Consider the following 15391-nt stretch of genomic DNA (forward strand, 5'->3'; position numbering starts at 1 on the left):
TCGGCGACGCGCGCCAGCAAGGTGTCGCCGACGTCGTGGCCGAGCGTGTCGTTCACCGCCTTGAAGCGATCGAGATCGATCATCAGGAACGCGCAGGCATTACGCCGCCGCAGCCCGCTGCGATCGAGCGCCGCAGCCAGTACTTCAGTGAGTTTTGCCCTATTCGGCAACCCGGTCAGCGCATCATAATGCGCCAGTCGGGTCATCATTTCGAGAGTTACGCGGCTTTCGGTAATGTCGCAGCCGGTGCCGCGATAGCCGGTGAATATGCCTTCCTGGTAGTGCGGCTCGCCTGAAAGTTTCCACCAGCGCGGCCGGTCGTCCACCCTGACCTGCATGGCAAGGCCAGAGAAATCCTCACGGCGTTTCATGCGCTCGGCAAGTTCGGTCCCATCGGAAGGCGCGTCTCCGGCACGTGCTCCGGCGATCAGTCTGCGCAGCGAAATGCCTTTCAGATCGGATGGATCGCGCCCGGTCGCCAGTGCGAACCCGCGTGATACCTCGGTCAGACGCCGGGTCGCATCGGTTTGCCAGTGCCAGTGTGCATCGTCGTGTCCGAACTCGCATTGGAACGGCAGGGTAGCCGCATCATCGCTGGACGGTTGCGCGCCGGGTGCCGAGGCGGGCCGTATCGAGCGCCGCCGCTCTACGATCACGGTGGAGGTTGTCGCCATGAACAGAAGCGCGATGGCCGCCGGTGCTGATCTAGTTTCAAAATATGGCGCTGCGGGAGCCCCTTCGGCCCGCATCCGCCTCTCTCGACCATGGAGGGATTTGGGGAGTGTACATGATGATGAATTCGATCCTTAATCTTGTCGCGCGGCTTCGCACCGATGAGCGCGGCCTGACCGCAGTGGAGTATGCAGTGCTGGGCGGCATCGTGGTTGCAGCGATCGTGGCGATCGGTGCCACGTTCCGGACCGACCTCACGACCGCGTTCGGTAACCTCCTTCCCTGACGGAGATCGTGCCATGCGCATGGCGGCAAGGAGATCGCTCCGACTGCTGAAATGCGATCGAGGCCTCGCGGCGCTGGAGTTTGCCCTGCTCGCTCCGGCGCTGCTTGCCCTCGTGTTTTCGGTGATCGTCTATTCGATCTACTTCACGGCACAGATCGGCGTGAGACAGGCGGCTGCCGAGGGGGCGAGGGCGGCGGTTGCCGGTCTGTCCCTTACCGAGCGAATCGCACTCGCTCAAAATCGGGCACAGGCGGTGATCGACAACTACGGCTCGCTGCTCGGCGGGAAATCGCAGCCGCAGATCACGGCGGGTGCAGGGGATACCAGCGGCACTTTCCGGGTCGAGGTGCGCTACGACATGACCGGCAGTCCGATCATGAAATACGGGGCCTTCGTGCCTCTTCCCGACAGCAACGTCGCAGCGAGCGTGACGGTGACCAACGGAGGATACTGACATGGAAGCTGCAGGATATTTCTATCTTGCCTTTCTTCTGCTCGTGCTCATCCCGGTCGTGGTCCTGCCCTGGGAGGGCCGGACCACCCCGGATTGGCTGTACATGGTGCTCGCCGCGTCTGGGCTTCTCGGCGCGGCGCTGCTGAGCGGTGTTCCGGGGCTGATCCGGGCCTGCGTGGCGGGCGCGGGGAGCCTTGCCATCGCTGGCCTTGCCGTGGCGCTGCTTCGGGCGCACACTGGCGCCCGCGTGCTGACCGGCGGTCAGATCAAGCTGCTGGCCGCGGGAGCGACCTGGCTGGGTTTCAGCGGAACGTTCGCCATGGTGGCGGTAGCGCTGCTGACCCTGTTCGCGCTGGCTGCGTTCCAGAAAGCGGGCGCTGTACGGCGGCGTCCAGATGCTTCGGCGATTTTAGCGGTAGCAATCGTGTCGGTTGCCATGCAACAACATCTACCGGGAATGTGACGGGGCATTCTTAGAATATAACTGGAATGGGAAGACGCGATGCCGAAGAATTGGCGGTCACGCATTGGGGCGCTTCTTGGTCCACAGAATGCCGATGAAGAAGACAACGGAGCGGAGATCTCACAAGGAGCAACGCGAATGTCTGAAATTCCCTCGGCAATGGAAGCCGGTGTATTTCGTCAGGTGGCGCCGGTGCTTGTCGTCGACGACGACACCGACTGGGGCATGGAATGTGCCTTCGCCCTGCGGCAGATGGGATACGAGCCTTTCGTCGCATCGAACGCGGACGAGGCGCAGGCGCTGTTCCGCACGCACGACATTTCCATTGCGATCGTCGATTACAACTTGCCCGGCCTTGATGGCATCGCCCTGATTCGTGAGTTGTCGCGCTATGCCGACGAGCACGAGCGCCAGCTTCGCTTCATCATCGCGACCGGACATGCCACCAAGGATATCGCGATCGATGCCATGCGCGCATCGGCTGCGGACTTCCTTGAAAAGCCGATCAGCCCCGTCGATCTGCGCCGCGCCTTGCAACGCGTGCAGGGCCTCCCCGAAGCGGTGGGCGAGCGCAAGGTGCTGCTCGACAGAATGTCGCAACTGAGCGGAGAATTGCAGCGTCTGGCGGGCCTGATCGATGAGCCCGTGCCTTCGGCCCATCCCGGCCGACCGGCGGAAATCGCGCCGGTACTTCCGGGCGGAGAGGTCGATTCCGCGCAATTGCGAAAGTTCATCAAGGACTTGCTGCGCAAGGAAAGCAAGCGACGGGAAATCGGCGGTGGCGAACTCTTCGGCGATCCGACATGGGCGATGCTGCTCGATCTGCTGCTCGCGAAGATCGAGGCGAGGCGGGTGTCGGTGTCGAGCGCCTGCATTGCATCCGGCGCACCGATGAGCACTGCGCTCAGACTGGTCCGCCGTCTCGTCGATGAGGATGTGCTATGTCGGCTGCCGGACGAGCAGGACAAGCGGCGGCATTTCCTGGTTATCAACCCGAAGTTCGAACAGCCGCTCATGGTTTATCTGACGGAGCAACTGCACAGCGGCGGATAAAGCTGGCCATCGGCCGCTTCGGGCGATCAAGACGGCCTGATCAGCACCTGCCGGGCCGCACGATCGATTGCGAAACCGAACTCATCTGCATTGGCGCTGCAACCTAGCCAGTCGGCGCCCGGACGCTCCCAGTCGGCGACGGTCATCGGTTCGCCCTCGCGGTTCTGCCAGGTTACCGGTTCGGGAAACCGCTCGAACAGCGCAAGTCTCGCCGCCCTTGCGGCCGAAAGCGCGCAGGTATGCTCTTCCAGTGCCGTGTCGCGTGTCGCCCAGTCGATCCAGCCGATCGGGTTGTCCTGGCAATAGGCGTTGTTGTTGCCGCGCTGCGTGCGTCCGAACTCGTCTCCGGCGGTCAGCATGATCGTGCCGGTCGAGGCGAACAGGGTGCCGAGCAGGGCTTCCAGATCGCGCCGGCGCGCCGCAGCCACGGCCGGGTCGTCGCTCGGGCCTTCGATGCCGTTGTTCCAGCTGAAGTTCTCGCCATGACCGTCGCGATTGTCCTCGCCGTTGGCCTGGTTGTGGCGCTGCTCGTAGGATACCGTGTCGGCAAGCGTGAAGCCGTCGTGCGCGGCTAGGAAGTTTACCGAGCGGCAGCCCTCATGCGGCGATTGCGAGCCGAAGATATCGGTCGATCCGGCGAGGCGCGTGGCCAGGGTGCCGATATTGCCTTCACCCTTCCAGAAGCGGCGGACATCGTCGCGAAAGCGGTCGTTCCATTCGAGCCAGTTCGCGGGGAACTGGCCGAGCTGATAACCTCCCGGCCCGATGTCCCATGGCTCGGCGATCAGGACCCGGTCCGCCAGCACGGCATCGGCGGCGATCTCGGCGAAGATCGGTGCATCCGAAGCGAAGCCCGGGCCGCGCGCCATGATCGGGGCAAGGTCGAACCGGAACCCGTCGATGCCGCACTGGACAACGAAATGGCGCATTGCGTGGAGTGTCAGTTCGCGGACGGCGGGATTGGCGAAGTCCAGCGTATTGCCGCACCCCGTGTCGTTGATCAGTTGTCCGTTCGGGGCATGTGCATACATCGCATCGTCGAGACCGCGCAGCGAAAGGACGCCGCCCTGCACATCGCTTTCGCCCGAATGGTTGAACACCATATCGAGCAGCACGCCGATCCCCGCATCATGGAGGGCGGCGACGGTCCGGCGCAGTTCCTCGACGCCGCCGGGGCACAGGCCAGGGTCCAGCGCCATCATCGCCACCGGATTGTAGCCCCACGAATTCACCAGCCCCAGCGGGGGCAGGTGCCTTTCGTCGATCCACGCCACGATCGGCATCAACTCGACGGCGGAAACATGCAGGCGGGTAAGGTGGTCCAGTACGGCTGGATGCGCCAGCGCCGCCACGGTGCCGCGCAGGGCCTCGGGGACGTCGGGGTGGAGCATGGTAAAGGCCCGCACGTTGAGTTCGTAGACCAGCGCGCCGCGCGCGAAGCGCGGCGGTTTAATCGGGGCGACCTTGATGGGTGCGGCAACGATCGATCGCGGGATGATATCGGCGGTATCGTCTCCAAAAGCAGCGAGGCGCGGGCTCTGGATAAAGCGGCGATCCAGTTCGACGGCGTAAGGGTCCACCAGCAGCTTGGACGCATCGAACCAGTGCCCCTCGGCGGGTTCCCAGCGTCCTTCCGCGCGATACCCGTAGCGTGCCCCGGAGACGTCGGCAGGGAGGCTCAGGGTCCAGTTGTCGCCCTCGCGCTCCATCGGGTGGCGGGTTTCCTCTTCGCCGTCGAAGAGGCACAGCCACATAGCTTCGGCGCGGGGGGAGCGTACCGCGAAGCGGGTCCAGCCCGCCTCCACACTGGCGCCGAGGCTCGTCACGCCGTCAGCGTGCGATAGAGGTCGGCGTAGGCCTTTCCGCTCGCTACCCAGGAGAAGTCGCTCTTCATGGCGTTTTTCTGAAGACGTTCCCACACTTCCGGCTGGGCGTGAAGCTGGACCGTACGGGTAATAGCCGCCGCCAGATCGTCGTAAGTGACGCCGTCGAACTGGACGCCGGTGGCGCAGCCTGCGGCCAGAGCGGCCGGATTCGCGTCGATCACGGTGTCCGCCAGCCCCCCGGTGCGGGCGACGACGGGCAGGCAGCCATAGGCAAGGCCGTAGAGCTGCGTCAGGCCGCAAGGCTCGAAGCGCGAGGGGATGAGGATCGCGTCGCCGCCCGCCTGCATGCGGTGGGACAGCGCCTCGTCGTAGCCGATGCGGATGCCGACGCGGCCGGGATGGCGGGCGGCGCCTTCGATCAGGGCGCGCTCCAGCGCAGCGTCGCCGGAGCCCAGAAGTGCCAGTCTTCCGCCGATTCCGACGAGGTGGTCGAGGACGTCCGGGAGGACGTCCATACCCTTCTGCCAGGTCAGGCGGGTGACGACGACGAAGATCGGGCCGTCGCTTTCGTCGAGGCCGAATTCGGCCTCCAGGGTGCGCTTGTTGGCGCGGCGCTTGTCGAGCGTGCGGTGGCTGTAAGGGGCCGCCAAAGCCGCGTCGGAAGCCGGATTCCACACGTTTGCGTCGATGCCGTTGAGGATGCCGTGAACCGCGCCGCCGCGCTCCACGATCAGGCCTTCGAGGCCCATTCCGAACACGGTGGAGCGGATTTCGCGGGCATATGTAGGGCTGACGGTGGTGATCGCATCGGCGCTGGAGAGGCCCGCTTTCAGCATTCCCAAGCCGCCGTGGTATTCGACGCCGTCGAGTGCCCATGCGCTTGAAGGAAGTTCAATTCGATCAAAGACTTCGGGAGCAAACCAGCCCTGAAAAGCCATGTTGTGGATGGTGATGACCGAACGGCACCCAGCGGCACCCAGCGGCACGTAACGCAGGTATGCGGGGGCCATGGCGGCCTGCCAGTCGTGCGCATGGAGCACATCGAAGCCCTGTGGCTTGCCCCGCTTGACGATCACCCCGCCTGCGATCTCGGCAGCGGCTTTTCCGAGAGCGGCGAAGCGCTGCCAGTTGTCCGCCCAGTCGATCCCGGCAGCGTCGGAGTAAGGGCCTCCCTCCCGCGAGTAGAGCGCCGGGGCATCGAGCACCAGCAGCGGGTGGCCATCGGGCAAGGTGCCCGCCAGCAGCCGCGCCGGGGTGCCGAGCAGCGAGTCCCATGCGTGGACCACTTTGGGCCGCCGTCCCAACGCCGCCAGCACCGAGGGATAGCCGGGCAGCAGCGTGGTCATCTCCACCCCGTGCGGGGCGAGGGCGCCGGGCAGCGCGCCCGCGACGTCGGCAAGGCCGCCGGTCTTGACCAGCGGCACCGCCTCGGAGGCAACGGACAGGACTTTCAGCGAGGTCACGGTTTCACCATCACAGTTTCACCATCACAGGCCCAGCCGGTCGATCATCGGCTTGGTGATCAGGCATACGCCGTTCTCGGTGCGGCGGAAGCGGCGGGCGTCGAGTTCGGGGTCCTCGCCGACGACCAGCCCCTCGGGGATGCGCACGCCGGAATCGACGATCACGCGCTTGAGCTGGGCGCTGCGGCCGATGTTGCAATAGGGCAGGATCACGCCCTCTTCCACGCTGGAGAAGCTGCCCATCTTCACGCCCGTCATCAGCAGAGAGCGCCGGGCCAGAGCGCCCGAGACGATGCAGTCGTTCGAGATCAGCGACGAGATCGCATGGCCCCGCCGCCCGTCTTCGTCATGGACGAACTTGGCCGGCGCGGCGACCACCGAGTCCGACCAGATCGGCCATTCGCGGTCGTACATGTCGAGCTTGGGCACGGTGTCGGTAAGGTCGAGGTTGGCGTCGAAATAGGCGTCGAGGGTGCCCGCGTCGCGCCAGTATTCCTCGATCTCCTCGGCCGCACGGATGCAGCTGTTGGTGAAGCGATGGGCCTGCGCTTTGCCGTGCTTGACGATGTAGGGGATGATGTCGCCGCCGAAATCGCGCTTGCTGTCGGGGTCGGCGGCGTCGCGGCGCAGCTGCTCGAACAGGAAATCCGTGTTGAACACGTAGATGCCCATAGAGGCCAGCGCCATGTCCTCCTGCCCCGGAATGCCCGGCGGATCGGCGGGTTTCTCGACGAAGGCGGTGATGCGGTCCTCGGCATCGACGTGCATGACGCCGAAGGCCACCGCCTCCATGCGCGGCACGACGAGGCAGCCCACGGTCACGTCCGCACCCGAGTTGACGTGCTCCTGCAGCATCAGCTCGTAGTCCATCTTGTAGACGTGGTCGCCCGCCAGGATCACCATGTACTTGGGCGCGTGCGGCTGGATGATGTCGATGTTCTGGTAAACCGCATCGGCGGTGCCCTCGTACCATAGCAGCTCGGAAATGCGCTGGCTGGCGGGGAGGATGTCGAAGCTCTCGTTACGCTCGGGGCGCATGAAGTTCCACGCGCGCTGCATGTGGCGGATCAGGCTATGCGCCTTGTACTGCGTGGCGACGCCGATGCGGCGGATGCCCGAGTTGATCGCGTTCGACAGCGCGAAGTCGATGATCCGGGCCTTGCCGCCGAAGTAGACGGCGGGCTTGGCGCGATTGTCGGTCAGCTCCCTCAGGCGGCTGCCTCGTCCGCCGGCCAGGACATAGGCCATGGCATCGCGCGCGAGCGGCGAGCCGGAAGCTGGTCTCATTTTATGTCTCTCCGTAGTTATGTGTCTGATTGGAAACGTGGTTGGGTAATTCAGGGTGTCCCGTCACCACCATCGTTCGTCATTGCGAGCGCAGCGAAGCAATCCAGGGCGGCGTAAAACGGCCCTGGATTGCTTCGCTGCGCTCGCAATGACGAACAGGTGAGGCGGGTTCATCGTCTTATCCGGCGTATTCGAGCATGATCGTGGCCAATGGCGGCAAGGTTACCGTCGCCTGCCCGTCCAACGCCTTCACCTGACCGAGGTTGCCCTTGCCGGTGCCGCCGTAGTGGACGGAATCGCTGTTGAGCACTTCACTCCACTTGCCGTCGATCGGCAGGGGGATGCGATACTCGACGCGCATCGTGGGCGTCATGTTGGCGATCACCGCGACCGGCTTCGCCCCCGGTGCCTTGCGCAGCCAGGCGAAGACGCAGTTCTCCTTGTCGTCGACGATCAGCCACTCGAAGCCCTCGGGATCGCAATCCCCTGCGTGAAGCGCGGGCTTGGTGCGATAGAGGCGGTTGAGGTCCTTCACCAGATTGCGCACGCCTTCGTGCGCGGGGGCATCGCGCAAGTCCCAGTCGAGCGCGCGCTCCTCGCTCCATTCGCGGCGCTGAGCGAATTCCTGCCCCATGAACAGCAGCTTCTTGCCCGGATAGGCCCACATGAAGGCGTAGTAGGCGCGCAGGTTCGCGAACTTCTGCCAGTCGTCGCCGCTCATCTTGCCCAGCAACGAGCCCTTGCCGTGAACCACTTCGTCATGGCTGAGCGGCAGGACGTAGTTCTCGGAAAAGGCGTAGACGAGGCCGAAGGTCAGGTCTTCATGGTGGTATTTCCGGTGCACGGAATCGCGCGCCATGTAGCGCAGCGTGTCGTGCATGAAGCCCATGTTCCACTTGAACCCGAAGCCCAGCGCGGTCTCCCGCCCCCCACCGTCGCCTTCGTAGGCGGGCTGGGTGACGCCGGGCCATGCCGTCGATTCCTCGGCGATGGTCATGAAGCCGGGGTGCTCGCGGTAGACGGCGCGGTTGACTTCGCGCAGGAATTCCACCGCCTCCCAGTTCTCGCGGCCACCGTCCTGATTGGCGATCCACTCGCCCGCCTTGCGCGAGTAGTCGCGGTAGAGCATCGAGGCGACGGCATCCACGCGCAGCCCGTCGACGTGGTAGCGCTCGGCCCAGAACAGCGCGTTGTTGAGCAGGAAGCTGGCGACCTCGCGGCGGCCGAAGTTGTAGATCAGCGTGCCCCAGTCGGGCTGCTGGCCCAGCTTCGGGTCCGCATGTTCGTAAAGCGCGGTGCCGTCGAAGCGGCAGAGGCCGTGCTCGTCCTTGGGGAAGTGCGCGGGCACCCAGTCGAGCAGGACGCCGATGCCCGCCCGGTGCGCGCCGTCGACGAAGCGGGCGAAGCCGGCAGGTTCCCCGAAGCGCGAAGTCGGGGCGTAGAGGCCGGTCGTCTGGTAACCCCACGAAGGATCGTAGGGGTGCTCGCTGATCGGCAGGAACTCGATATGGGTGAAGCCCATCTCGACCACGTAGGGGATCAGTTCGTCGGCCAGCGCATCCCAGTCGAGGAACCAGTTCCAGCGGTCGCGCTTCCACGAACCGGGGTGGACCTCGTAGATCGAGACCGGCACCTTGCGGGCGTCGACGGTGGCCCAGTGCTCGCGGTGGGCCTTGTCGCCCCAGTCGAGCTTGGCCGGAACGGCGGTGACCGAGGCGTTGTCCGGCCGGATTTCCGACATGAAGGCGAAGGGATCGGCTTTCAGCGGCTGCACCATGCCGTCGGCGCCGACCACGTGGTACTTGTAGGCGCGGTAATCGCCGATGTCGGGGATGAAGATTTCCCACACGCCGATATCGGCGCGGGCGCGCATGACGTGGCGCTTGGCGTCCCAGTCGTTGAAGTCGCCCACCACGCTGACCTGCCGGGCGTTGGGCGCCCAGACCGCGAAGTGGACGCCGTGCGCGCCCTCATGCTCGATCAGGTGCGCGCCCAGCTTGTCGAACAGGCGGTAATGCGTGCCTTGCGCGATCAGCAGGTCGTCCACCGGGCCGAGCACCGGGCCGAAGGTATATGGGTCGGTTACAAGCCAGTCATGCCCGTGCGCTGTGCAGCGGTAGCGGATCGGCTGCGGCTTGATACGTAGCCGTCCTTCGAACAGGTAGCGCGGATCGACCTTGTCGAGCTTGCCGAGCCAGTGCCCGTCGAGGCTGAACGCCTCGACAGTCTCGGCGCCCGGAAGGATCGCCCTCAGGTGCGTCCCGTCCGGCCCGGCATGGGTGCCGAGCAGCGAGAACGGATCTGCGTTGGTTCCTAGAAGCAGGGATTCGAGAGCGCTTTCCGTTGGCTTCACAGAACTTTCCAGATGTCCTTGGCGTACTCGGAGATAGTACGGTCCGAGGAGAACCAACCGACGTTGGCGATGTTCCGGATTGCCGAGGCGCGCCAGCCCGCCTTGTTCTCCCACCGCGCGTCGACTTCGCGCTGGGCGGCGGTGTAGCTGTCGAAATCGGCGGCGCACATGAACCAGTCATGCTCGTAGATGCCGTTGACCAGCCCTTCGTAGCGGTGCGGATCGTCGTGCGAGAACACGCCCGAGGCGATGGCCGACAGGGCCTGCCCCAGCTCGCGCGATTCCTCGATGATGGCGCGCGGGTTGTAGCCCTCGGCGCGCTTGGCGGCGACTTCCTCAGCGGTGAGGCCGAAGATGACGATGTTCTCGTCGCCGACGTGTTCCTTGATCTCGACATTGGCGCCGTCGAGCGTGCCGATCGTCAGCGCGCCGTTGAGGGCGAATTTCATGTTGCCCGTGCCCGAGGCTTCCATGCCCGCGGTCGAAATCTGCTCCGACAGGTCGGCGGCGGGGATGATCCGCTCGGCCAGGCTGACATTGTAGTTGGGCACGTAGACGACCTTGAGCAGCCCGCCGACCGAGGGGTCGGAATTGACGCGCCGGGCGATGTCGTTGGCCAGTTTGATGATGAGCTTGGCGTTGTGATAGCTCGACGCCGCCTTGCCGCCGAAGATCTTGACGCGCGGCACCCAGTCGCGCTCGGGATGGCTGCGGATCTGGTCGTAGAGTGCGACCGTCTCGATCAGGTTGAGCAGCTGGCGCTTGTATTCGTGGATGCGCTTGATCTGGACGTCGAACATCGCGTCGGGATCGAGGCGGATGCCCATCGTGCGCTTAATGTAGTCCGCCAGCGCGACCTTGTTCGATCGCTTGACCTCCGCGATGCGCTCACCCAGCGCGGCGTCGTCCGCCAGCGCGTTGAGGTCGGACAGCTTCGCCGCGTCGTCCAGGAATTCAGGGCCGATGGCGTCCCTGATGACCTTGGTGAGCCCGGGATTGCACTGCTGCAGCCAGCGGCGCGGGGTGACGCCGTTGGTCTTGTTGTTGATCCGGCTCGGGTAGAGCGCGTGGAGATCGGCGAAGACCGTCTCCTTCATCAGGTCGGTATGCAGCGCGGCGACGCCGTTGATCGAGTGCGCGCCCACGAACGCGAGGTTCGCCATGCGCACGCGGCGCTCCCCGCTCTCGTCGATGAGGCTGATCGCGGCGATCTGCGCGTCGGTCAGGCCCGCCTTGCGCGCTTCGCGCAGGACGCGGCTGTTGATCGCGTAGATGATCTGCATGTGACGCGGCAGCAGGCGCTCGAACAGCGGCAGCGGCCAGGTTTCCAGCGCCTCGGGCAGAAGGGTGTGGTTGGTGTAGGAGATGGTCTTCTTGGTGACCTCCCACGCCTCGTTGAACTCCAGCCCTTCGAGGTCGACCAGAACGCGCATCAGTTCGGCGACGGCGACCGAGGGATGCGTGTCGTTGAGCTGGATCGCGGCCTTGTCCGGCAGGGTGCGGATATCGCCCTCGTACTGGACGTGGCGGCGCACGATGTCCTGGATCGAGGCGGCGGTGAAGAAATACTCCTGCCGCAGCCGCAGTTCCTGGCCCGCCGGGCTGGAGTCGGCCGGATAGAGCACGCGCACCAGCGCCTCGGCCCGCACCTTCTCCGCCAGCGCGCCGAAGTGGTCGCCGGCGTTAAAGGCGTCAAGCTTCAGCGGGTCGATCGGGTTGGCGGTCCACAGCCGCAGCGTGTTGACGCGCTTGCCGCGCCAGCCGACCACCGGGGTATCGACGGCGGTGGCGTCCACTTCCTCGGCTGCGTTCCACATGACGCCGTCGCCCTTGGCCACGACCTCGCCGCCGAAGCCGATGCGGTAGGTGCTCTCCAGCCGCTCGAACTCCCACGGATTGCCGTGAGCGAGCCAGGTCTCGGGCAGTTCGACCTGCCAGCCGTCGTCGATGCGCTGGCGAAACATGCCGTTCACGTAGCGGATGCCGTAGCCGTAAGCCGGAATGTCGAGCGTCGCGAGGCTCTCCATGAAGCACGCCGCCAGACGCCCGAGGCCGCCGTTGCCGAGCGCCGCGTCGGGCTCCAGCTCCTCCAGTTCGGCAAGGTCGAGGCCGAAGGAAGCGAGGGCCTTCTCCATGTCGCGCGTGACGCCCAGGTTCGAGAGCGCGTCGCGCAGCAGGCGACCGATCAGGAACTCCATCGAGAGGTAGTAGACGCGCTTGCCGCCCGCCTCGTACGTCCGCTGGGTCGATTCGATCCACGCGTCGATGATGTGATCGCGCAAGGTCAGGATCGAGGATGCGTACCAGTCATGCTGCTTGGCCGCGCGCTGATCCTTGCCGATGCGGCGACGCAGGACGCGCAGGATGTCCTTTTCCATCTGCGAGACGGCGTCTTGCTTGATGTCGGACACGGGTTCGCTGGCCATGAGCACACTCCATAGCAGGCCATGCCGACGTACCGAATACGGCTCGACGGGACGGGCCGGTTGATGCCAGGACGAAGGCGACGCCCCCTTCCCGTTCCTAAGGAGTAATGGCTAGCACAGGCTTGCGATGCGGCAAGAGAGATTGTGCAGTGCGGCAATGATTTTCCTGCCCGGGAAAGACCGGAGCCGCGCAAGGCAGCCCCGGCCTCCTGCATGGACCTAGCGGTCCTCCTCCCAGGTGCAGTCCTTGATCTCGATGCCGAGGTCGGCGACCAGCTTGCGCATGCCGAGGACGTCGAACAGCACTTCGCCCTCGCCGATACGGCGGCGGAACTCGACCTCGTTGGCTGCGCGGGCCTCGGCATTCGTGACGGCCAGTTCCAGCAGCGCGCGCGGGATCACCAGAACGCCGTCCGAATCGCCGACGATCAGGTCGCCCGGCTCCACCAGCACGCTATCGACCACGATCGGCACGTTGACCGTAGCCGGGCCGCGCTTCTTGGGGTGTTCGGGAGAGACGGCGGTAGACCAGACCGGATAGCCGAGGTCCCGGATCGCATCGACGTCGCGCGTGGCGCCATGGACGACGGTGCCGACGAGGCCCTTCTTCTGCGCGAACGTGCAAGCGACGTCGCCCCACAGCGCGCCCTGATGCCCGCCACCGTTGGTCAGGACCAGCACGTCGCCCGCCTCGGCGGTATAAAGTGCGGCATGGATGGCGAGGTTATCGCCCGGGAAATTCCACGCCGTCACCGCCGGACCGCAGACCTTCTGGCCGGGCGCGATGGGGACCATGGCCGGGCTCATCAGGCACATGCGCCCGGCGATCTCGCCAAGGCCTTCGTGCAGGTCGGCGATGCCGAACTTCGCGGCGCGGGCGATGAGCGCCGGGTCGGGGCGGTGCACCCTGGCATAGATCACGGACTTGGTGGGCGCGGTCACGGCAGAACCTCCGGGTTGAGCAGGGTGGCGGGGACTTCGCCCCGGCTGACGGTGTCGATGACGGCGGCGACATGAAGCGCCATGTCCTTCATCCCCGCCTCGGTCACGCCCGCGACGTGGGGCGAGAGCAGGCAGTTGGAGAGGCCGAACAACGGGTGGTCGGCAGCGGGCGGTTCGGCCTCGAACACGTCGATACCCGCGCCCGCGATCTGGCCGCAGCGCAGCGCCTCGGCCAGTGCTGCCTCGTTGACGATCCCTCCGCGAGAGCAGTTCACCAGCAGCGCGTGCGGCTTCATCATGCCCAGCTCGACGGTATCGATGAGGTTGCGGGTGCCCTCGGTCAGGGGCACGTGAATGGATACGATGTCGCAGCCGAGCACGCCCGTCAGGTCTGCCGGTTCGACACCTGCGGCGCGCACTTCAGCATCGGACACCACAGGATCAAAGGCCAGCACCTCACACCCGAACCCGGCGCCGCAGATCTTGGCGACTTGCCGGGCGATCCGGCCGAAGCCGATCAGACCGACGCGGGCACCGGTGAGGTCGCCGAGGCGGATGCCCCAACGTTCGTCCCAGCGCCCCTCGCGCACGAGGGCATCCATATCGCGCGTGCGGCGCAGCAGGCCGAGCATCAGCGCCACCGCGCCTTCCGCGACAGCGGTGGAGTTGTTGCCGCCCGGCGTGTTGGCGACCATCACCCCTTGCTGGGTAGCGGCGGGAATGGCGATGTTGTCCACGCCGGCACCGTGCTTCACGATGGCTTTGAGGCCGTGCATCGCCCCGAAGATTTCTGGCCCCAGCGGGCTGGTGCGGATGACGAGCACGGTCGTTTCGGCCACTCTGGGATCGTCGAGTCCGATGACGTCATGCGCCGCCGCGATGCGCTCCACTCCTGACGGATGGATCGGATCGACGATGCAGACGCACTCTCGGACGGGGGTGGGGGTATCCTTGGACATTGTTGTTGATGTATACCATTGGGACGATTTCAGATGGCCTGACGGTGAAAGGCCTTTGCCGAAGGGTCAAGCTGCAATACGGTTGACGGCCTATAACATGTATCCGATCCCGGCACTTCCCGTCCGGGCGATCAATCGAAGGAGAGGACAATGTTCGCCGCCCCGCCCGCCGTCACCGCGGAAGTGTTCTGCCGTATTCCCGACAAGTTCCGCCGCTTCGGCGAAAGTACGCAGTGGGCGCAGGTCCAGCTTCACGGCGCCGCCGCACCTGTGTTCCTCGAAGGTCCGGTCTTCGATGCGGCGGGCAACCTGTGGGTCACCGACATTCCCTGGGGCCGACTGTTCCGGATCAGCCCGGATGGGACATGCGAGGTGGGTTTCAAATACGACGGCCAGCCCAACGGCATGAAATTCCTGAACGATGGCCGCCTGCTGGTGGCCGACCACCACAAGGGCATGGTCATCTGCGACCCCGCCACCGGCCAGTCGGAGACGTGGTTCGATCGCTATCTGCTCGAACCGTTCCTGGGCTGCAACGACCTGACGATCGCGAAGAACGGCGACATCTGGTTCACCGACCAGGGCCAGTCGGGCTGGCAGAACCCCAACGGCCGCCTGTTTCGCGTCCGCGCCGGGACCGGGCGGCTGGAATTGATGCTGGACGGCATTCCCAGCCCCAACGGCCTCGTGCTCAACAAGGCGGAGACCGCGCTTTACCTTGCCGTGACGCGCGCCAATGCGGTGTGGCGTTGTCCTCTCGTCAATGGCGGCGAGGTGATCTCCAAGGTCGGGACCTATATCCAGCTTTCCGGCGGCTCCGGTCCGGACGGGCTGACCATCGATGAGAACGACAACCTCGTCGTCTGCCATGTCGGCTTCGGCGCGGTGTGGCTGTTCTCCGACCGGGGTGAGCCGATGCTGCGGATCGACGTTCCGGAGGGGCGCTACACCACCAACGCGGCCTACGGCGGGCCGGGGAACAGGTGGCTGTTCTTTACGGAATCGAGCACCGGGACGGTCTACAAGGTCGAGATGCCGGTAGCCGGTCGGGCGATCCACGCGGCAACGATCTAAAGTTCCTCCCCGAGCTTGCTCGGGGAGGGGGGCCGGCGACGTAGTCGATGGTGGAGGGGGAGAGTTCGAACAATTCCCCCTCCGTCAGCCCTGACGGGCTGCCACCTCCCCGAGACAAGCTCGGGGAGGAATT

Annotated in this window: 13 protein-coding genes; 5 read left to right on the forward strand and 8 right to left on the reverse strand. The window is 65.4% G+C overall.

Annotated elements, in window-relative coordinates:
• Nucleotides 1–674: GGDEF domain-containing protein (locus tag LH128_RS19970; RefSeq protein WP_008831495.1), on the reverse strand; the 674-nt coding region annotated here is incomplete at its 3' end.
• 113 nt (nucleotides 675–787) lie between these two features.
• On the opposite strand from LH128_RS19970, the gene LH128_RS19975 reads away from it, so the two are divergent.
• From LH128_RS19975 to LH128_RS19990, 4 genes are all read left to right on the forward strand, one after another.
• The gene (locus LH128_RS19975) at nucleotides 788–958 is read left to right on the forward strand and encodes a Flp family type IVb pilin (protein WP_327195223.1); all 171 of its coding nucleotides are present in this window, start codon (nucleotides 788–790) and stop codon (nucleotides 956–958) included.
• Nucleotides 959–971: 13 nt separating this feature from the next.
• Nucleotides 972–1412 (forward strand): TadE/TadG family type IV pilus assembly protein, encoded by a 441-nt coding sequence (locus LH128_RS19980; protein WP_008831497.1) that lies wholly within the window; start codon nucleotides 972–974, stop codon nucleotides 1410–1412.
• 1 nt (nucleotide 1413) lies between these two features.
• Nucleotides 1414–1875, forward strand: a complete 462-nt coding sequence (locus LH128_RS19985; RefSeq protein WP_008831498.1) for a hypothetical protein — start codon at nucleotides 1414–1416, stop codon at nucleotides 1873–1875.
• Nucleotides 1876–2013: 138 nt separating this feature from the next.
• Nucleotides 2014–2928 (forward strand): response regulator, encoded by a 915-nt coding sequence (locus LH128_RS19990; RefSeq protein WP_008831499.1) that lies wholly within the window; start codon nucleotides 2014–2016, stop codon nucleotides 2926–2928.
• Nucleotides 2929–2954: 26 nt separating this feature from the next.
• Here the strand turns inward: LH128_RS19990 and glgX are convergent, their stop codons facing one another.
• From glgX to LH128_RS20025, 7 genes are all read right to left on the reverse strand, one after another.
• Nucleotides 2955–4754 carry a glycogen debranching protein GlgX gene (gene glgX / locus LH128_RS19995; RefSeq protein WP_037520492.1) on the reverse strand — a complete coding sequence of 600 codons (1800 nt, stop codon included), beginning with the start codon at nucleotides 4752–4754 and terminating at the stop codon, nucleotides 2955–2957.
• The gene (gene glgA, locus LH128_RS20000) at nucleotides 4751–6217 is read right to left on the reverse strand and encodes a glycogen synthase GlgA (protein WP_008831501.1); all 1467 of its coding nucleotides are present in this window, start codon (nucleotides 6215–6217) and stop codon (nucleotides 4751–4753) included. Before glgA ends, glgX begins: the two co-directional genes overlap by 4 nt.
• A 24-nt stretch (nucleotides 6218–6241) precedes the next feature.
• The gene (glgC, locus tag LH128_RS20005; RefSeq protein WP_008831502.1) at nucleotides 6242–7504 is read right to left on the reverse strand and encodes a glucose-1-phosphate adenylyltransferase; all 1263 of its coding nucleotides are present in this window, start codon (nucleotides 7502–7504) and stop codon (nucleotides 6242–6244) included.
• A 178-nt stretch (nucleotides 7505–7682) separates the two neighbouring features.
• A complete protein-coding gene (gene glgB, locus LH128_RS20010; protein ID WP_008831503.1) occupies nucleotides 7683–9857 on the reverse strand; it encodes a 1,4-alpha-glucan branching protein GlgB in 2175 nt (724 codons plus the stop codon).
• Entirely contained in the window at nucleotides 9854–12283 is a 2430-nt protein-coding gene (locus LH128_RS20015) for a glycogen/starch/alpha-glucan phosphorylase (RefSeq protein ID WP_008831504.1), read from the reverse strand. Before LH128_RS20015 ends, glgB begins: the two co-directional genes overlap by 4 nt.
• 219 nt (nucleotides 12284–12502) lie before the next feature.
• A complete protein-coding gene (locus LH128_RS20020) occupies nucleotides 12503–13225 on the reverse strand; it encodes a 4-carboxy-4-hydroxy-2-oxoadipate aldolase/oxaloacetate decarboxylase (RefSeq protein ID WP_008831505.1) in 723 nt (240 codons plus the stop codon).
• A complete protein-coding gene (locus tag LH128_RS20025; RefSeq protein ID WP_008831506.1) occupies nucleotides 13222–14184 on the reverse strand; it encodes a hydroxyacid dehydrogenase in 963 nt (320 codons plus the stop codon). The genes LH128_RS20020 and LH128_RS20025 overlap by 4 nt, the downstream gene beginning before the upstream one ends.
• A 150-nt stretch (nucleotides 14185–14334) precedes the next feature.
• Here LH128_RS20025 and LH128_RS20030 point away from each other — a divergent pair, with 150 nt between their 5' ends.
• Nucleotides 14335–15258 (forward strand): SMP-30/gluconolactonase/LRE family protein, encoded by a 924-nt coding sequence (locus tag LH128_RS20030; RefSeq protein ID WP_008831507.1) that lies wholly within the window; start codon nucleotides 14335–14337, stop codon nucleotides 15256–15258.
• Nucleotides 15259–15391 lie beyond the last annotated feature (133 nt).

The organism is Sphingomonas sp. LH128 (assembly GCF_000293195.2).
Classification (GTDB): domain Bacteria; phylum Pseudomonadota; class Alphaproteobacteria; order Sphingomonadales; family Sphingomonadaceae; genus Novosphingobium; species Novosphingobium resinovorum_A.